The following is an 18,391-nucleotide window of genomic DNA, read 5'->3' on the forward strand; positions in this document are numbered from 1 at the left end:
TGAGGCCTGCTCCGTAACGCTCGCGCGGGGCTACCCCTGTGCGAGCGTTGCGATAGCTTGCGCCAGCCGGTCCAGCTGGCGCGGCTGGGTGAATAGCGCTGGCGTCACACGCACGCAACTGCCGCCCAACGGACCGTTGCGCGACACCGTAAAAATTCCATGTTCATCCATCAGCCGTTTGGCCAGGCGCTGGTTGTCTTCCTTGCTGGTCTTGCCGGCGAATCGGAACGAGGTGCTGGCGCCGTACATTGCCGGGTCGTCCGGCGTCAGTATTTGCAAGCCCTTGACGTGGCGCACGCGCTCAACCCAGTAGCTGCGCAGGTACTTGAGCCGGGCGGATTTGTTGGCCACGCCGATCTGCTCATGGAAGCGGAACGCCGCCGGCACCGTCATGACGTTGGCCGTGTTGACTGTTCCCGAATGGACCCGCGAGCGGATGTCGGTGGCCGCATAATCCTGGTCCGACATGTGCACGCCGATATCCGCCAGCCGCGCCTTGCGGATGTACATAAAGCCCACACCCAACGGCGCGCCCAGCCACTTGTGCAGATTGAAGCCGATGAAGTCCGCCTTCAGGTCGGCCACCATGAAGTCGGTCTGCCCCCATGACTGGGCGGCGTCGGCGATGACGTCGATGCCGCGCTGGCGCGCCATCTGCACCAGTTCCGCCACCGGCAAGGTCAGGCCGGTGCGGTGGCTGATGTGGGTCAGCAGCAGCAAGCGCGTGCGCGGATGGCGCTGCATCGCCTGGGCGTAGGCGTCGAGGATGGCCTGGCGGCTGGGCGGCTCGGGGATGCGCACCACGGCCACGTCGGCGCCGCGCCGCAAGGCCAGCTCGTTCATCGCGTATTGGGTTGCGTCGTAATCCAGGTCGGCATACATGATGGTATCGCCGGCCTTGACCTGCTTGTAGTTGACGATCAGGTTTTGCAGCGATTCCGTGGCGCCGCGCGTGATGGCGATCTCCGACACATCGGCGCCGACCGCTGCGGCGATCTGCGCCCGTATCGCGTCGATGCCCGCGCCGTCGAATTGCTGGCGCAGGAAGCGCGAGCTGTGCGCGTTCAGGTAATCGATATTGCGCTTGTAGTCCTCCGCCACCGGGCGCGCCATCATGCCAAAGTAGCCTTGCTCCAGATTGATGAAGTCCGGCGCCGGATCGTACTGCGCGGCGACCTTGGCCCAGTAGGCTTCATTGCGCGGCAGCGCCTCGGCGAGCGGCGGCAGCTCGGCCATCGCGGCCGGCGAGATGAGCGATCCGCCGGCGACCCCGGCGGCAACATGAAAAAAACTGCGGCGTGTGAGCATGCGTACTCCTGTCGGCGATCTGGTGGGCTCAATATAGCACCGACCGGCGATGCATAGGCTAGAATGGCGCGCATGAATTCTCCCAACCATACTTCGCTGTATTGCTATCCGTGGGATGTCGCGGATGTGGATCAATTTGTAGACCATGCGCGCAGCCTGGGCATGAACGGTGCGACGCTCGCCGTCAGCTACCATGCCGGAAAATTCCTGCGTCCGCGCGCGGCCAAGGGACCGCGCGTCATCTTCCCCGAGGATGGCGTGGTCTATTTCGAACCGGACCTGGCGCGCTACGGCGAGCTCAAACCGCAAGCCCATTCCGAACCGGCGATGCGCGCGGTGCTGCCGCAGCTGGTCGCCAACGGCGGCGTCGCGGTACACGCCTGGACGGTACTGCTGCACAACAGCCGCCTTGGCGCGGCACATCCCCGGTACACCGCGCGCAACGCCTATGGCGACGGCTATCTGTACAGCCTTTGCCCGATGCAGCAGCCGGTATTCGACTTCGCGGTGGCGCTGAGCGCCGACGTGGCCACACGCGGCGTCGCCAGCGTGGTGATCGAAACACCGGGTTGGCTGCCCTACGTCCACGGCTACCATCACGAATTCGCCCAGGTCCGCGGCAACCTCTGGCTCGACTCCCTGCTTGGCCTGTGCTTCTGCGACGCCTGCATGGCCGCAGGCAAAGCGGCGGACATCGACATGGACGGCCTGCGCAGCCGCATCCGCCGCGACATCGACAATTATCTCGACGCGCCCGTCGACGCCACGCCCACCCAGGCCGCGGCGTGGCTGGCCGCCGACCTGCTGGAAGACGACGACCTGGCCGCCCTGAACCGCCTGCGGCGGCGCCGCGTCACGCAACTGGTCGGCGCCATCCGCGCCGCCATGCCGCCACAGGTACAGTTGTCCGTGGTGGCGACGGTGCAGCGTCCTACCGCCCAGGGTTGGCTGGAAGGCACCGACCTGCGCGCACTGTCCAGTGTTGCGGACTGGCTGGAGATACCGTTCTACGAAGCCGATGCCGCCGCCGCCCGCAGCGATGCCTGGGACTGCATCCGCCGCATCGGCGCGCCGGACCGCATCCGCGCCATCTTGCGTCCCGGCCCGCCGGACCTGACCGATGGCGCGCAATTGCCGCAAGCGTTACAGGGCTTGCGGGAACTGCGCATCCGCCATTTCGGATTCTACAATTACGGCATGCTGCGCCACGACCGCCTCCAGGCGCTGGGCGCCACGTTACACACTTTCGACAGCAGGAGCCACACTTGAATCGCACCGCCGCCATGATGAAACTGGAAGACCAACTACTGCACCCCGGAGTCAAGGGCCTGCCGATCACGCAGCCGCTGCGCCAGGGCGACATCGGCGCCCGCCAGTGGAGCGTGCTGCACGCCGACACCAGTTTTCCGGTCGCGCTGTTGAAGGCGTCCGCGCTGGAGCACAACCTGCAGTGGATGCGCGGCTTCTGCGAGCGATACGGCGTGCAGCTGGCGCCACACGGGAAGACCACTATGAGTCCCCAATTGTTCGACGCCCAACTGGCCAACGGCGCCTGGGGCATGACGCTGGCGACGGCGGCGCAGGTGCAGATCGCCTACCGCTACGGCGTGCGCCGCGTGCTGCTGGCGAACCAGCTGGTGGCGCCGGCCGACATCAAGGCCGTGCTGACGTTGATGCACCGCGATCCTTCGTTCGAGTTCTACGCGCTGGTCGATTCCAGCGCCGGCGTGGCGCGCCTGTCGCAGGCGGCGCAACAGCAGCGCATGGAAAGGCGGCTGCCGCTGCTGGTGGAGTTGGGCCTGGCCGGCAAACGGGCCGGCTGCCGCAGCATGGACGACGCACTGGCGCTGGCGCGCGAAGTCGCCGCCGCGCCGGGACTGGAACTGGCCGGCATCGAAGGCTACGAAGGCCTGCTGGTCGGTCCGGACCGCGACCAGGACCACGAGGCGGTCCGCCACTTCGTCACCCAGCTGTCCGACCTCCTGCGCCAGGCCGACGCCGAGCAGCTGTTCAAGCGCGGCGAGATCCTGCTATCGGCCGGCGGTTCGGCCTATTTCGATTTTGTCGCCAGCGGCTTCGCCCAGGTGAAGAATTTGTCCCGCCCGGTGCTGCCGGTGCTGCGCAGCGGCTGCTACCTGACCAATGACCACGGCTTCTATCACGGCCTGATCGAGCAACTGAACGCGCGCGAAGGCCTGGAGCCTGGCCAGGGCCTGCGGCCGGCGCTGGAAGTCTGGAGCATGGTGCTGTCGCGGCCCGAACCCACGCTGGCCATTCTCGGCATGGGCAAGCGCGACGCTTCGTATGACATGGAGCTGCCGCGCGCGTTGGTGTCGCACCGTCCCGGCGCCAGCGCGCCTGCGGCGCTGCCGGACGGGTGCAGCATCGAGAAGATGAACGACCAGCATGCCTACCTGCGGCTGCCGGCGGGGCATGCCATCAGCGGCGAACTGGCGGTCGGCGACCTGATAGGCTGCGGCATCTCCCACCCCTGCACCACATTCGACAAATGGCCGCTGCTGCTGACCGTGGACGACGACTACAAGGTGCGCGGCGCGGTCAACACCTTCTTCTAGCCGTCCATGGTACGCAGGTGCTTGGCGATGGTGGCGAACATCTGCTCCACGTCCACCGGCTTGCCGATGAAATCGTCCATGCCGGCGGCGATGCATTGTTCCCGCTCGGACTCCATCACGCCGGCCGTCATCGCGATCACCGGCAGCGTCAAGCGCAGTTCATCGCGGATCGCGCGGGTGGCGGTAAAGCCGTCCATCACCGGCATCTGCACATCCATCAGCACCAGGTCGCAGCGCAGATCGCCACGCAGCAGTTGAAGCGCCTTCTCGCCATGTTCCGCCAGCGTGACCGTGGCGCCGGCCAGCTCCAATATGCCTTTCGCCACCTGCTGGTTGATAGGATTGTCCTCCACCAGCAGCACGTGCACGCCAGCCAGCGCCTTGGCGTCCGCCAGCGCAGGAACATCGGCGACATCTTCCTGGCGATGGGCCAGCGCGGTCTGCACCGCGTCATACAGGCTGGACGCCGTCACCGGCTTGGTCAGGAACACCGGCGCGCTGACGCCGGCCATGTCCTGTACCAGCTTGCTGCGACCGTAGGCGTTGACCATGCAGATCACCGGCATGCCGGATTCCTCCTGCAAGGTGCGCATGGTGGCCGGGCCGTCCATGCCCGGCATTTGCCAGTCCACCAGCGCCGCATCGTAGACGCGGCCGGAGCGTATCAGCGCCAGCGCTTCCGCCCCCGAGGCGACCACGTCGCAGCGCCAGTTCCAGGCTTCGATGGTCTTGCCGAGGAAGTCGCGGCTGGTGGCGTTATCATCCACCACCAGCAGGTGGCGGCGGCGACCGGTCCTCGGCGCCTCGGCCTGGTCGGCCTGTTTCATCGGCAGCGTGAAGGAGAACATGCTGCCCGCGCCGACCGCGCTGCGCACTTCGATGGCGCCACCCAGCAGTTCGATCAGCCCCTTGGAGATGGTCAGCCCCAATCCGGTGCCGCCGTAGCGGCGCGTGGTGGACAGGTCGGCCTGCGTGAACGGCGAAAACAACCGCGCCAATTGTTCGTCATTCATGCCGATGCCGGTATCGCGCACCGTAAAGCGCAGCAGCAGCGCCGCGCCCTCGCCGCCCGCGCGCTCCACCAGCACCGAGACTTCGCCCTGCTCGGTGAACTTGATGGCGTTGCCGGCCAGGTTGACCAGTATCTGCTGCAGGCGCAGCGCGTCGCCGACCAGCGCGCGCGGCACGTCCTGCTCCACGCCCAGGCACAGCTCCAGATTCTTCTCGCCGACCGTCACGCTCATGATGCTGGCCAGCGAATGCAGCACGTCCTCCAGCAGGAAGCGCACCGGATGCACTTCGATCTTGCCGGCTTCCATCTTGGAGAAATCGAGGATGTCGTTCAGTATGCCGAGCAGGCTTTGTCCCGAGGCCCGTATCATCTCCAGATAGCGGCCCTGCTCCGGCGACAAGCCGGTGGTGTTGAGCAGGTGCGCCATGCCCAGCACCGCGTTCATCGGCGTGCGCAGTTCGTGGCTCATGTTCGCCACAAAGACATCCTTGGCGGCGCTGGCGATCTGCACCTGCTCCATCGCCAGCCGCAGCTCCCTCTCGGCCCGCTTGCGTTCCGTGACGTCGCGCACGATGCCGACGAACAGATGCTGGCCTTCGACCAGCAGCGCGCGGATCGACAGCTCCAGGACAAACGTGGTGCCATCCTTGCGCAGCCCCTGCAGCTCGACGTTGTTCTTGCCCACCACCTTGGGCAGGCCGCCGGCCAGGTAGCGCCCCATGCCGGCATGGTGGGCGCCGCGCAAACTGGCCGGCATCATGCGCATGATGTTGGCGCCGATTGCCTCTTCCGGCGTGTAGCCGAAGATGCCGCAGGCGGCGTGGTTGAAGGCTTCGATAACCCCGTCGGCATTGATGGTGATGATGCCGTCGCCGATATTGTCCATCACGGTGCGGGTGCGCAGCTCCTTGTTGATCGCTTCGCGCTGCGCCGATTGCAGCTGCAGGGTGCGCTCTTCGATCGCGCTCTCCAGGCGGTTGCGATACTGCTGCAGCTCGGACTCCACCGCCTGCAAGGTGCGGATGGCGTCGTCGACTTCGCGGAACGCCGGCTTCATGCCCTCCAGCCGCAGGTCGCCATCCTTGCCAAGGGCGCTGGCGGCGCGCGACAACGCGCCGACCGAGCCATTGATGCGGCGGGCGAAATACCAGGCGACGCCCATGCCAAGGGCGAGCAGCCCGGCCACGACGATGATGATCCACCGGATCGAAGCCAGCATTTCCGACAGCATGGTACTGCGCGGCACGCCGATCGCCACCGTCCAGCCGGACACCTTCGACTGGCTGTACATCGAGTACACCGGGGTGCCGTCCAGCGTGACCGACTCAAACGCCGCCTCGCCGCCACCGGACATCCTGGCCCGCAAGGTGGCTGACGCCGGCTGGCCCACATATTGTTCCGCATCCTTCGAGCGCGCCACAATCACCCCGCGCGAATCGAAGATGCCGGCCACGCGGTCGCCGGGCAGGTTCTGCTCCCGCAGCACCATGCCCAGGCGCTCGGGCACAAACCCCACCGACAGGCAGTAAATCACCTTGCCTTCCCTGATCACCGGTACATGCACCGCGACCAGCGGCCGCTTCAAGGCGCCGCCGATGAAGACGTCGGAGATCACCGCCCGGCCGGTGTCGAACACTTGGTGGATGCGCTCCCGGCTGGCGGGATCGGCGATCGTTGGACCGAAAGGACGCGCGGTGTTGAGCAACTGGACCGAATCACGGTCGCTCAACACGAAATTAAAACCGGGGAATTCGGGGCGCAGGGCCTTGCTGGCCAAGGTGTAGAAGCCTGCCAGGTCGCCACTGTCAAGGCTGGGCGCATTGGCCAGCGCCTTCGCCATGGTGATGCCGGTATTGAGGTCGCGGTCGACCGCCTGGATCAATGCGCGTGCCGTGACCAGCGTTCCTTGCTGGATTTGGGCTCGTTCCCGCTGATAAAAATGATGCGCCAACAATCCGACTCCGACCACGGCCGGCAGAGCGCAGGCCCACACCAGTGTGTAGATTTGCGCTCGGATCGATGGCAGGGGGCGGCGGACTACTGGCTTCATTCTCGGTGTCGTTGGCTGGGACGAGAATGACTCTAGCACAGATGGACGGCCCCTAGCCGCCTGTTCTACAGCCTGGCGCCCAGGCTGAGCACGGCGGCGATATTGCGGGCGGCGCTGCGCACGTTCCGCGCCGCCTCGGCCAGCGCCTGCTCGACCGTGCACGGCCGGCTGACCGCGCCGAACACCGCATCGATGCCATGCTGGTGCACCACCGCCGCCCCCGGCGCCAGGCAGCCCGCGATCGCGATCACCGGCTTGCCGTGCCGCTGCGCCACGCGCGCCACGCCGATCGGCGTCTTGCCGTGGATCGATTGGCTGTCGATCCGGCCTTCGCCGGTGATGACCAGGTCGGCGTCGGCCACGGCCGCGTCCAGGCCCACCGCCGCCGCGACGATCTCACTACCGGGACGCAAGCTACCGCCCAGGAACACCAGCATCGCCGCGCCGATGCCGCCGCCCGCGCCGGCGCCCGGCACGTCGGCCACCTGCCGGCCCAGTTCGCGGGCGATGACGTCGGCGTAATGGCGCAGGTTGGCGTCCAGCTGTTCGACCATCGCCGGGGTGGCGCCCTTTTGCGGGCCAAAGATATGCGAGGCGCCCTGCGGCCCCACCAGCGGATTGCTGACATCGCAGGCGATCTCGAACACGCAGTCCTTGATGCGGGCGTCCAGGCCGGACAGGTCGATGTGCTGCAAGCCATCCAGCGCGCCGCCGCCGGGTGGCAGGTCGCGGCCGGCCGCGTCCAGCAGGCGTCCGCCCAGCGCCTGCAGCATGCCGGCGCCGCCGTCGTTGGTGGCGCTGCCGCCCACGCCCAGCACGAAGCGGCGGGCGCCGGCATCCAGCGCGTCGCGGATCAACTGGCCGGTGCCGTGGCTGCTGGTGCGCAGCGGATCGCGCTGCGCCGTGGGCACCAACTCCAGGCCGCTGGCGGCGGCCATCTCGATCACCGCCGTCGCGCCGTCGCCCATCAGGCCGTAGAACGCGGCCACTGGCTCGCCCAGCGGACCGGACACTTGCAGTTCCACGCGGCGGCCGCCGCTGGCGTCGATCATCGCCTGCACCGTGCCTTCGCCGCCGTCGGCCACCGGCAGCTTGACGTATTGCGCGTCGGGGAAGAACTCGCGGAAGCCGGCCTCGATTTCGTTGGCGACCGCCAGCGCGGTCAGGCTCTCTTTAAACGAATCGGGCGCAATGACTATTTTCATCAGAACTCTATCAACGGTTGACCAGTTTGGCGGGTACGCGCAGCACCAGTATCGCACCAAGCAGCAGCACGCTGGACAAAATATACAGCGCCGTATCGGTGCTCTGGGTGGCGTCCTTGATCCAGCCGACCAGGAAGGGGCTGACGAAGCCGGCGATCTGGCCGAGCGAGTTGATCAGCGCCAGGCCGCCGGCCGCCGCCGCGCTGCCGAGGAAGGCGGACGGCAGCGACCAGAACATCGCCAGCGCGGCCAGCGCGCCCATGGTCGCCATGCTCAGGCCCACCATCACAACCAGCGCATTGCTGGAGAAGTTAGCCGCCAGCATCAGGCCGGTGAGGCCCATCACCATCGGCAGCGATACGTGCAGGCGGCGTTCGCGGCGCTGGTCGGCCGAGCGGCCGGCCCACACCATGAACAGGGCGGCGCACAGATAGGGAATCGCGCTGAGCCAGCCGACCGTGCCGGAGTTCTGGTAGCCCAGCGACTTGATGATGGACGGCAGCCAGAAGTTGATCGCGTACACGCCCATCTGGATGCAGAAATAGATCACGCCCAGCATCCACACGCTGCCATTGCGCAGCACGGCGGAGAAGGTCTGGCCGACATCGCTGCTAGCCTGGCGCTGTTGCTCGTCGCCGGCCAGCGCGGCTTGCATCGCGCCTTTTTCTTCGGCGCTCAGCCATTTGGCCTGGGCGATGCCATCGTTCAGGTAGAAGTACACGGCCACGCCGAGTATCACGGTCGGCAAGCCTTGCAGCAGGAACAGCCACTGCCAGCCGGCCATGCCGCCCTGCCCGGCCGAAAAGTGCTGCAACATCCAGCCCGACAGCGGACCGCCGACCAGGCCGGAAATCGGTATCGCCGACATGAACAGCGCCATCACCTGGCCGCGCTTCTGCGCCGGGAACCAGTGGGTGAAGTACAGCACCATGCCAGGGAAGAAGCCGGCCTCGGCCACGCCGGTGAAGAAGCGCAGCACGTAGAACGAGGTCGGGTTGTGCACGAACAGCATGCAGGCCGACAAGGCGCCCCAGGCCACCATCATCGTGGCGATCCAGCGGCGGGCGCCGATCTTGTGGAGGATCAGGTTGCTCGGCACGCCGCTCAGCACGTAGCCGATGAAGAAGATGCCCGCGCCCAGTCCATAGACGGTGTTGCTCAAATGGAGGGCGTCCAGCATCTCCAGCTTGGCGAAGCCGACATTGACGCGGTCCAGGTAGTTGAAGAAGTAGCAGATGAAGATAAACGGTATCAGGTGCCAGCTGGCCTTCTTGTACGCGCCGTCCAGGACGGACGCCGCCGGCCACGGCGTGGCGGTGGTGGTGGTGGTGTTCATGCTTGTCTCCTTGGTTTTTATAGGTAGTCTGTGCAGTCGATTATCTGGAATCGACGCCGAAAAAACATCGGCCAAATGCACCATAATTGCGCCGCAGTTCGGGCATTTGTTGGGCATTTGCACAATAAATGCTTTAACCAGCGAGGAATTTATGTGGATTCCTTGTTCTTTGGCACAATGTAGGACCAGGAGAAACGCCATGTACATACTCAGCACCGAGCTGGCCCAGGACATCGTCAGCCGGACCATGAAGATCATCCCCTACAACGTCAACGTCATGGACGCCAACGGCACCATCCTGGCCAGCGGCAATCCGGCCCGCATCGGCGAGCTGCACGCCGGCGCCATGCTGGCCCTGGCCAAGCGGCTGACGGTGGAGATCGACAGTGCCAGCGCCCGCAATATGCACGGCGCCCAGCCCGGCATCAACCTGCCGTTGACGGTCAACGGCCAGGTCTGCGGCGCGGTCGGCCTGAGCGGCGTGCCAGACCAGGTGCGCCAGTTCGGCGAGCTGGTGCGGCTGACGGCGGAGATGATCCTCGAACAAGCCCACCTGGCCGGCGAATTGCAGCGCGACTCGCGCTACCGCGAAGCCTTCGTGCTCAACCTGATCCGCTACGAAGCGGCGCACGAAGCCGACCTGGCGGCCTGGGCGCGGCGGCTGGGCGTCAATTTCGAACGCAGCCACCTGGTGTACCTGCTGGAGCTGGACGACCAGGCGATGGGCACCGACCAGGCGCTCGGCGAGCTGCAGCGCCTGCAATTGCGCATGCTGGCCCGGCAGCCGTCGGCGCTGACGGCCTCCGCCGGTGCGCACCAGCTGGTGCTGCTGGACTTCTACGACGCCGCGCCCGCCCACGACGCCCAGTGGCCGCAGCGCCAGCTGAAAGCGCTGGCCGCCATCCTGCACGAGGAATGCGAACAGCCGCACACGCTGACCATGGGCATCGCCCAGTCCGGCATGGCGGGCGTGGCGATCTCTTACCGGAGCGCGCAGGCGGCGGCCCGCATCGGCCGCGCCCGTCATCCGCGCCGCACCCGCTTCAGCTACTACGAACAGGCCCTGCCGGTGCTGCTGTCGGGGCTGGGTTCGGGCTGGGAGGCGGACCAGCTGCGCCTGCCCATCGCCCGCTTGAAGGCGCAGGATAAAAACAAGGAGTTACTGCAACGCACGCTCAATGTGTGGTTTGAACACGACGGTCACCCGGCCGCCACCGCCGAGGCGCTGCACGTGCACCGCAATACGCTCGATTACCGGCTGCGCCGCATCGGCGAGATCACCGGCCTGGACCTGGGCAAGCTGGAGGATCGTTTCCTGCTATATATCTCATCGTTATTAACAACATAACGCTCTCGGCATAGCCGGAAACTTACTGTATTATTTGCCGTCGCCCGGGCGCCCACAAGGCACACACTCGGGTACGGAGATAACCAAAATAAAACTGGAGCCATTTTGAGCCTTTTTCGCACTAAGAACCTGGACGATATGATCGCCAACAGCCGCAAACCCGGCGGCCTGGCGAAAGTACTCGGTCCCTTCGACCTCATTCTCATGGGCATCGGCGCCATTGTCGGCACCGGTATTTTCGTACTCACGGGCACCGGCGCGGTGACGGCCGGCCCGGCGCTGACCCTGTCCTTCGTGGTCGCCGCGATCGCCTGCGGCTTCGCCGCCCTCTGCTACGCCGAATTCGCCTCCACCGTGCCAGTGGCCGGCTCCATCTACACCTACACCTACGCCACCCTGGGCGAACTGGCCGCCTGGATGATAGGCTGGGACTTGCTGCTGGAATACGGCCTGGCCACCTCGGCCGTGTCGGTCGGCTGGTCCGGCTACTTCCAGTCGTTGATCGCCGGCTTCGGCATCAACCTGCCGGTCGAGCTCACGGCCGCGCCCGGCGCGCTGCCCGGCGTGCACACGCTGATCAACCTGCCTGCTTTTTGCATCATGATGATCCTGACCGCCATGCTGAGCTGGGGCGTGCGCGAGTCGGCCCGCCTGAACAACATCATGGTCGCCATCAAGATCGGCGTGGTCCTGCTGTTCATCGTGGTCGGCGCGCGTCACGTCGAGCCGGCCAACTGGAAACCGTTTTTGCCGTTTGGCTACAACGGCATGCTGAGCGCCGCCGCGCTGGTGTTCTTCGCCTTCATCGGCTTCGATGCGGTGACCTCGGCCGCCGAGGAAGTCAAGCGTCCGTCGCGCGATCTGCCGATCGGCATCATCGGCTCGCTGGCCGTCTGCACCGTGCTGTATGTGATCGTTTCGGCCATCATGACCGGCATCGTGCCGTACAAGCAGTTCCTGGGCATCGACCATCCGGTCTCGCTGGCGTTGGAAGTGGCCGGTGAAAAGTGGTTCGCCGGCTTCGTCAACCTTGGCGCCATCCTCGGCATGACCACCGTGATCCTGGTGATGGCCTACGGCCAGACCCGCATCATCTTCGCCATGTCGCGCGACGGCCTGCTACCTAAGCGCCTGTCGGCCGTGCATCCGCGCTTCCACACGCCGTTCTTCGCCACCTGGCTGGTCGGCATCGTGTTTGGCCTGATCGCCGCTGTGGTGCCGCTGAACGTGCTGACCGAGCTGATCAACATCGGCACGCTGGCCGCCTTCAGCCTGGTATCGATCGCCGTGGTCATCCTGCGCAAGACCCGTCCCGACCTCAAGCGCGCCTTCCGCTGCCCTGGCGTGCCGGTGATTCCTGGCCTGGCCGTGATCTTCTGCGTCATGCTGATGACTTACCTGAGCTGGTTCACCTGGGTCGCCTTCGTGATCTGGCTGGCGATCGGCCTGGCCATCTACTTCGGCTATGCCCGCAAGCGTTCGCTGCTGAACTAAATCCGCTGTTTGCCCGGCGAGGCCAGTTGCCTCGCCGGCGCCCTTCCCTGTCCTTTCCTGCCGCTCCGCGCAGGGTGTTCTACCCCACAGACCGCAACACGAAACGCGCCTAGCATCTGACTCGTCACTGCGAAGGAGAGCGTGTGAACACCACCCTATGGTTCTTGCTCGTCGGCTGCCTGATGCTGGCGCGCGGGCTGGCGGCCACCACGATCTCGAAGTCGCCCTTCACCTCCGCCATCGTCTACCTGGGCGCCGGCATCTTGCTGGGGCCGACCTTTCTCAACATCTTCGGCTTCGATCCCAAGCTGCAATCGGCCGTGCTGGAAGTGCTGACCGAGATTGCGCTGCTCATCTCGCTGTTCTCCGCCGGGATCAAGATGCCGGTGCCGTTCAAGCGCCTGCGCTGGGACGCGCCGCTGCGGCTGGCCTGGCTGTCGATGTCGCTGACGGTGGGGCTGGTGGCGCTGTTCGGCCACCACGTGCTGCATCTGCCGGCCGGAGCCGCCGTCCTGCTGGGCGGCATCCTGGCGCCCACCGATCCGGTGCTGGCCACCGATGTCCAGGTGCGCCATGCTGGCGACAAGGACCAGCTGCGGTTCACCCTCACCTGCGAGGCCGGCATGAACGATGGCAGCGCCTTCCCTTTCGTCATGCTTGGCCTCGGCATGCTGGGCGTGGTCGATACCGGCGAGCACCACTTGCGCTGGTTGCTGGTCGACGTGTTGTGGGCTACCGCAGGCGCGCTGCTGATCGGCGTGGCGGCCGGCGCACTGGTGGCGCGACTGAGCTGGCGTCTGCGCGGTTGCGATCCCAAGCATGAACTCATGGACGACTTGGTGGGACTGGGCATGATCGCCGTGGTGTACAGCGTTGCGACCTTGTGCAGGGCCTCGGGCTTTCTGGCGGTGTTCTTCGCCGCCGTCGCGCTGCGGCAGACCGAACTGGTGCTGGCCGGCGCGCCCAAGGACCGCCACGGACTGATGGAACCGGACACGGCCAAGTCCGAAGCCGCCAAGACCAGCGAGACCCACGAAGCGCCGCTGATTGTCAGCACCGGGTCGCTGGTGTTCAAGGAACATCTGGAGCGCCTGTCCGAGCTGACGCTGGTGTTGCTACTGGGCGGCATGATCTCGCTGAAAAGCATGCAGTGGGATGCCTTGTGGATGGCCTTGTTCCTGTTCGTGATCGCCCGTCCGCTGAGCGTGTTCGCCGGCCTGATCGGCAGCGAGACCGGCCTGCGCATGCGCGCCATGACCGGCTGGTTTGGCGTACGCGGCATCGGCTCTATCTACTACCTGATGTTCGCCATCGAAGCGGGCCTGGCCCCGGAACTGGCGGCGCAGCTGACGCGCATCGCGCTGTTTGTCATCATGCTGTCGATACTGGTACACGGCTTCAGTGTCAAGCCCTTGATGGACACAGTGTGGCGTCGGCGTCGCTGATCGCATCGCTTCGATGTGCATCAAGAAGCGGCTGCGCCGGATGTGGGATCGTCTTGCGACGATGTCCAACGATACCTACCTGATTGAAGACGCCACCGACCGCACCGGCGACCGCGCCCTGCTGGCGCGCTGGCGCGAACTGCTGGCCGAGAGCGAAAGCCATGACCGCGTGTATCAGAGTCCGGAATACTTCGACTATCTGCGCAGCACGGCAACACGGCACAGGCCGCCGCAATTGTTCACGGTGCTGGAGCGCGCCAGCCGAACCGTGGTCGGCGTGGTGCCGTTGGTGCTGCGGCATCACGGTTTTGAATTTAGCGCCGGCCGCTTACGCTTGGGTTCGCTGCCAGCGTTCAGTGTGGTCCTGCTTGGCAGTGCGCCGTTGATGCCGGCGCGGCCGGAGTTGCTGAATTTGCTGTTTGAGTTTCTGTTGGAGCAGTTCCCGAAATGTCACGCGATCTCGCTGACGTCACTGCCGTCGGATAGCAAGCTGTGGCGCAACATAAGCGACGCCATCGGCAACGCAGGTGGCTATCGCAAGCACTTGCTGAACAACTGGCGCGACTGTCATCAGATTCCCTTGCCAGCCAACTTTGAAGCTTTCATGGCGCAGTTCGCTTCCAAGCGGCGCTACAACCTCAAGCGGCAACAGCGGCAGCTGCGCGACCACGGCGGCGGGCAGCTGGATTTGCATCGGATTGAACGGCCGGAGCAATTGCCATCCATGCGGGAGGCGCTGGCCAGGCTGATCACGCCAGAGCATCGTGCGCAACTGTGGACCGTGGAAGAAATGCAGGGGCTGGCGCAACACGGAATGCTGCTGTGCTACCAGATCGACTGTGGCGGCCGACCCTGTGCGTTGATGCTCGGCTTGCGATCGAGCGATACCCTGCACCTGTTCAACATCTTCCACGACAGCACGCTCGATCATCTATCGGTGGGAACGACGATATTGCACATGGCCATCGAGGATCTGTGCGGCCACCGCTTTACCTGCATCGATCTTGGCTACGGCACGCCTGCGCACAGCTACCAATCCAGCAACGTCACCGTGCAGCGCGGCCATGTGCTGCTGATGCGGACGGGCCTAAGAAATCGCTTGGTCTGCGCCTTGCACGGCTCCTTCGTTGCAGCCACCGCAGTGGCCCGCCGGCATATTAAGTAACGGCCGGCGAGACGTATCAGCAAAAACGTCTGACCAGCTAAGCGGCCTTGGCTTCCGATTCGGTACGACGCTCATTGTTGGAAATAAGGATACCGTCCGCACCTGCATAAACTTTTCTAAATCGAAGGTAGCCGCCACGCAGCGTCAGCAGCAAGAATTTTTTCGATTCACGTCCACTCGTCAACATGATCGGCGTCTGTTTGGTTTGAGCGTACTCCTGCGCGGCCCTGCGCTGATCTGGCGTCAAACCGTCGCTCTGGGGGGCGCTTTGAGATTCGCTGTGGCTACGGCCATTGCTCGCGTGCACGCTCTCCCGTTGAGCAATGGCGTTCAAGCGTTTTTGCTCCCACTGAATCAGTTTCTTCTGCAATTCAGGTTCATTGTCGGGATAGTCGTCACTCAATTTGAACCAGGCATGCGAGTCATGCACGTAATTATCAAAGAAGTTCAATGCAGCCTCCGACAACGGCGGAGCGGTTTTCCACCAGGTCGCGATCTCCTCCCATTCGTGCTCGTAGTCATTTCCAAAACCTGGCTTTTGCTTCTGTGGCTTAAACTCTTTTCCTTTGCCGGCATACCATTCTTCGAATTCCTTGATTTCGTCCTCAAATTCCAGATTCGCGCTATGCAGATCGTTCTTGTCGAAATTTGTAGCGCGCTTGTAGCTGTCGGTCTTTTCCAACGGTGTGGGGCCGTTCACCCGCCGCGCCAAATGCCACAGAATTTGATTCTTCCCTTGCTCCCGCATGATGTCGGTCAGCGTGCCGCTGGTAACAGTGCATGTGGCAAGATAGTCATTCACCGCCTTGATCGTGGAAGGTGAAATTTTAAATTTATCTTTGACGTTGGGAGGAGCCAGGTCCAACTTTAATGGAACACCCGCTAGTCGTGCCTCGTGATACATGTAAAGCAACGGAACACGTGCCAGCATATCTGAGCCGAGTTCGTCTTCGCCGCGCCCTTGTTCCTTCGGACAGTAACCGGAACCCAAGTCCGAGTGCACGCCAGGGAATATCAATTCCTCCGCATTTGCCGGCGTGCTCTGTCCAATCGAAATGGAATCGACCGGAAAACTTCGGCGCACCTCATGTGCCGACACCAGATGCAGGCATCGCAAGCCGCCATGTATGCGCAAGCTGTCCTCGGCGTCGGCCCAGGCTCCGTGGCCGTCAAATCGCCCGAGAAGCGTGCTGTCGCCCATCGTATTGGCGACTCCCACAGATGCGACGGTGTCAAACAATCCAAGGAAATCGAACTGCACCTCAAATCCGCCTAAGCTTTGGGTATGGCCGCGGCCACTGAGACGAGCGTCAAGTTCGCACAAGGACATCAACCAATTGGCAAAAGCACGCGCCTGCGCAGCACCGCGCGAAAAACCGAACATGGAGATATAGATCTTCTGAACGTGCGCGGGATCCTTCTTCTTCGGTTCACAAGTGGCCGAGTCTGGCCAATGAATCGAGACCTGTGAGTGCAAGCGCTTCAATAGCTCTTCAAACACCGCCTTGGTATCTTTGCCCTGATTCTCTGCGTCGCTATAGCTCTGAATGTGGCGGGACTGCATTTTCGTCCGCTGCCACCTCGTCAATTCGATACGCCCCATCTCCGATAGGGTCTCGTTAGGAGAGAGTAGCGGAGAACCATGAAAATAGATATGGACATTGTTTATCGCTTGAATCAACGCCCACTTGATGCGGTCCTCCCCACGAGCGCCGAACCCTGCACCCGTCGTCAAATCCTTCCCCTTGCCGGTATCTTTCACAGCGTCAAACGGCGAACCTACGCCTGGCACATATACCCTGAAAAAATGCTTATAGTCGTCAGGCTTATAGGTCCATTTCGAGTCATCTGGCAATACGTTGGGAACACTTTGCCCAGGGAAGCAGTCGTATAAGCGCGCGACATTGGATTGATTTTTTGCCGCCGCGCCCAAGACATAGTTGTTCTTGGTTCCGTCCAAGAAGAAGCCAAAAAACAAATTCGTTTGACACGGTAGTTTTAAAAACTCCCGTTCCTGATATGTTTTTAATTGTTCTTGTTCCTCTTGGTTGAAAAACTTCTTCAATTCGGCCGCTTCGGCAAAACCATTAGGCAGCACTGGGCATAGACGCGCGCTCATGGCCGACGCTCCTGCACTTGACGCACCTCTTCCTCGGAATTGCGTTTCATTCTTAAGAATTTTTGCCGGACGTACTCCACATATCTTTCGTCTTCAGGGCCGCTAAATTCCTGCACTGACTTCGGTTGGTACTTTTGATCAAGTTTCCACGAACCGGCAACCAATTTCTGCGGAGATATTTTCAGCTCCGCCAGAGCCTCGTTCGCGGTGTCAAGACCATCTTGTGCCAACTTCATATACTGGCCCCACCGCTGCCGTTTATACTCCAAAGACGGTACCGGCCATCCCTTGACGGCGCCAGGCCATTTGGCATGATTCGGCTGGAAGTCGCTGGAGACCGCGCTTAACGCACCGTCGGCGGCACGAATTACCCATAACTCGCCCGTCTTGCCATCGATATACTCTGGCACTTCGACGATTTGAGTTTCAGCGATCTCTGGCCCCGCTTTATCGGGCGAAAGTCGGGCACTGTGCACGGCATGGACTTTGATCTGAATGCCGCGACGCCATGTCTGCGGAAGCCTGTAGCAGCACATAGTTCCACCAGCCTCGTAGGGCCCGATACTCTCCCCTCCACCTTTATTCGTGCTGTCCTGAGGATCTTCGACTACGTAAGAAAAGTCATCGCCACTATAGTTCACTCCATGGATACTGACAGGCACAGTTCCGTTCCCGCACAGGCCGATCACCGGCAGCACAAACAGGCTTACCGCCAACAAGGTTCTGGAACCGCGCAGCACGCGATGATTTATCAACTTCATGTCGTTCCCGTTTCTATTCAAAAGCAGCAACACTTTGCCGCTACTCGATCATTCTTTGAGCCTTAGCCATCTCAATGTCAAGGGGCATTGACCAGCGCGCATGGCAGACGCACCAGCAGTTGTCGAACATCTTCCTCGGAATTGCGTTTCATTTCCTCAAATCCTTGCCGGACGAATTCCATATACTTCACGTCGTTAGGACCAGTAAATCCTTCCACTAACTTCGCGCGATACTTTTGATCGAGTTCCCATGATCTCGCAACAATTTTTTGGGGAGATATCTTCAACTCCGCTAGAGCCTCGTTGGCTGTATCAAGCGCATCTTGTGCCAACTTCATATATTGGCCCCATCGCTGTCGTCTATACTCAACAGACGGTACAGGCCATCCCTTGACGGCACCTGGCCATTGGGCATGATCGGGCTGAAAATTGCTAGAGACAACGCTTAACGAACCATCGGCGGCACGAACCACCCATAACTCCCCTGCCTTGCCATTGACATACTCAGGCACTTCGACGATCTTGGTTTCAGCGATTTCCGGCCCCGCTTTATCGGGCGAAAGCCGGGCGCT

13 protein-coding genes are annotated in these 18,391 nt (G+C 63.1%); 6 read left to right on the plus strand and 7 right to left on the minus strand.

Annotated features, from left to right (window positions below; genetic code table 11):
- Positions 1 to 30 precede the first annotated feature (30 nt).
- The gene (locus KVP70_RS14195; protein WP_217942866.1) at positions 31 to 1,308 is read right to left on the minus strand and encodes an aminotransferase class V-fold PLP-dependent enzyme; all 1,278 of its coding nucleotides are present in this window, start codon (positions 1,306 to 1,308) and stop codon (positions 31 to 33) included.
- A gap of 72 nt (positions 1,309 to 1,380) precedes the next feature.
- Between KVP70_RS14195 and KVP70_RS14200 the strand changes: the two genes are divergently transcribed.
- Together KVP70_RS14200 and KVP70_RS14205 are read left to right on the plus strand one after the other, a co-directional pair.
- Entirely contained in the window at positions 1,381 to 2,577 is a 1,197-nt protein-coding gene (locus tag KVP70_RS14200; RefSeq protein ID WP_229224810.1) for a hypothetical protein, read from the plus strand.
- Positions 2,574 to 3,884: an amino acid deaminase gene (locus KVP70_RS14205; RefSeq protein WP_217942868.1), complete on the plus strand. Its 1,311-nt coding sequence runs from the start codon at positions 2,574 to 2,576 to the stop codon at positions 3,882 to 3,884. The genes KVP70_RS14200 and KVP70_RS14205 overlap by 4 nt, the downstream gene beginning before the upstream one ends.
- On the opposite strand, the gene KVP70_RS14210 is transcribed toward KVP70_RS14205, so the two are convergent.
- The 3 genes from KVP70_RS14210 to KVP70_RS14220 form a co-directional block, all read right to left on the minus strand.
- Positions 3,881 to 6,946 carry a response regulator gene (locus KVP70_RS14210; protein ID WP_229224811.1) on the minus strand — a complete coding sequence of 1,022 codons (3,066 nt, stop codon included), beginning with the start codon at positions 6,944 to 6,946 and terminating at the stop codon, positions 3,881 to 3,883. The two genes, KVP70_RS14205 and KVP70_RS14210, sit on opposite strands and share 4 nt — an antisense overlap.
- A 65-nt stretch (positions 6,947 to 7,011) precedes the next feature.
- Positions 7,012 to 8,151, minus strand: a complete 1,140-nt coding sequence (locus tag KVP70_RS14215) for a glycerate kinase (protein WP_217942869.1) — start codon at positions 8,149 to 8,151, stop codon at positions 7,012 to 7,014.
- A gap of 10 nt (positions 8,152 to 8,161) precedes the next feature.
- Complete coding sequence (locus KVP70_RS14220; protein ID WP_217942870.1) at positions 8,162 to 9,487, minus strand: MFS transporter; 1,326 nt, start codon at positions 9,485 to 9,487, stop codon at positions 8,162 to 8,164.
- Between the two features lie 199 nt (positions 9,488 to 9,686).
- On the opposite strand from KVP70_RS14220, the gene KVP70_RS14225 reads away from it, so the two are divergent.
- The 4 genes from KVP70_RS14225 to KVP70_RS14240 all read left to right on the plus strand — a co-directional run bounded on the left by KVP70_RS14225 (position 9,687) and on the right by KVP70_RS14240 (position 14,939).
- Entirely contained in the window at positions 9,687 to 10,835 is a 1,149-nt protein-coding gene (locus KVP70_RS14225; protein WP_217942871.1) for a sugar diacid recognition domain-containing protein, read from the plus strand.
- 105 nt (positions 10,836 to 10,940) lie between these two features.
- A complete protein-coding gene (gene bcaP / locus KVP70_RS14230) occupies positions 10,941 to 12,329 on the plus strand; it encodes a branched-chain amino acid transporter BcaP (protein WP_304515519.1) in 1,389 nt (462 codons plus the stop codon).
- A gap of 143 nt (positions 12,330 to 12,472) precedes the next feature.
- Positions 12,473 to 13,774, plus strand: a complete 1,302-nt coding sequence (locus KVP70_RS14235; RefSeq protein WP_217942872.1) for a cation:proton antiporter — start codon at positions 12,473 to 12,475, stop codon at positions 13,772 to 13,774.
- Between the two features lie 13 nt (positions 13,775 to 13,787).
- Entirely contained in the window at positions 13,788 to 14,939 is a 1,152-nt protein-coding gene (locus tag KVP70_RS14240; protein ID WP_229224812.1) for a GNAT family N-acetyltransferase, read from the plus strand.
- A gap of 37 nt (positions 14,940 to 14,976) precedes the next feature.
- Here KVP70_RS14240 and KVP70_RS14245 read toward each other — a convergent pair whose 3' ends face one another.
- From KVP70_RS14245 to KVP70_RS14255, 3 genes are all read right to left on the minus strand, one after another.
- Positions 14,977 to 17,058 carry a T6SS phospholipase effector Tle1-like catalytic domain-containing protein gene (locus KVP70_RS14245; RefSeq protein WP_217942873.1) on the minus strand — a complete coding sequence of 694 codons (2,082 nt, stop codon included), beginning with the start codon at positions 17,056 to 17,058 and terminating at the stop codon, positions 14,977 to 14,979.
- Positions 17,055 to 17,819, minus strand: coding sequence for a DUF3304 domain-containing protein (locus KVP70_RS14250; RefSeq protein ID WP_217942874.1), 765 nt, complete (start codon positions 17,817 to 17,819; stop codon positions 17,055 to 17,057). The genes KVP70_RS14245 and KVP70_RS14250 overlap by 4 nt, the downstream gene beginning before the upstream one ends.
- Positions 17,820 to 17,896: 77 nt before the next feature.
- Positions 17,897 to 18,391, minus strand: a 495-nt coding sequence (locus KVP70_RS14255) for a hypothetical protein (protein ID WP_217942875.1), incomplete at its 5' end; no start/stop codon positions are given.

The organism is Duganella violaceipulchra, from assembly GCF_019166075.1.
GTDB classification, from domain to species: Bacteria; Pseudomonadota; Gammaproteobacteria; order Burkholderiales; family Burkholderiaceae_D; genus Rugamonas; species Rugamonas violaceipulchra.

Bases quoted from the DNA above. Each gene is read 5' to 3' on its own strand.
- KVP70_RS14195 (WP_217942866.1), bottom strand. From the start codon at position 1,308: ATGCTCACACGCCGCAGTTTTTTTCATGTTGCCGCCGGGGTCGCCGGC.
- KVP70_RS14200 (WP_229224810.1), top strand. From the start codon at position 1,381: ATGAATTCTCCCAACCATACTTCGCTGTATTGCTATCCGTGGGATGTC.
- KVP70_RS14210 (WP_229224811.1), bottom strand. From the start codon at position 6,946: ATGAAGCCAGTAGTCCGCCGCCCCCTGCCATCGATCCGAGCGCAAATC.
- KVP70_RS14215 (WP_217942869.1), bottom strand. From the start codon at position 8,151: ATGAAAATAGTCATTGCGCCCGATTCGTTTAAAGAGAGCCTGACCGCG.
- KVP70_RS14220 (WP_217942870.1), bottom strand. From the start codon at position 9,487: ATGAACACCACCACCACCACCGCCACGCCGTGGCCGGCGGCGTCCGTC.
- KVP70_RS14225 (WP_217942871.1), top strand. From the start codon at position 9,687: ATGTACATACTCAGCACCGAGCTGGCCCAGGACATCGTCAGCCGGACC.
- KVP70_RS14240 (WP_229224812.1), top strand. From the start codon at position 13,788: ATGTGCATCAAGAAGCGGCTGCGCCGGATGTGGGATCGTCTTGCGACG.
- KVP70_RS14245 (WP_217942873.1), bottom strand. From the start codon at position 17,058: ATGAGCGCGCGTCTATGCCCAGTGCTGCCTAATGGTTTTGCCGAAGCG.
- KVP70_RS14250 (WP_217942874.1), bottom strand. From the start codon at position 17,819: ATGAAGTTGATAAATCATCGCGTGCTGCGCGGTTCCAGAACCTTGTTG.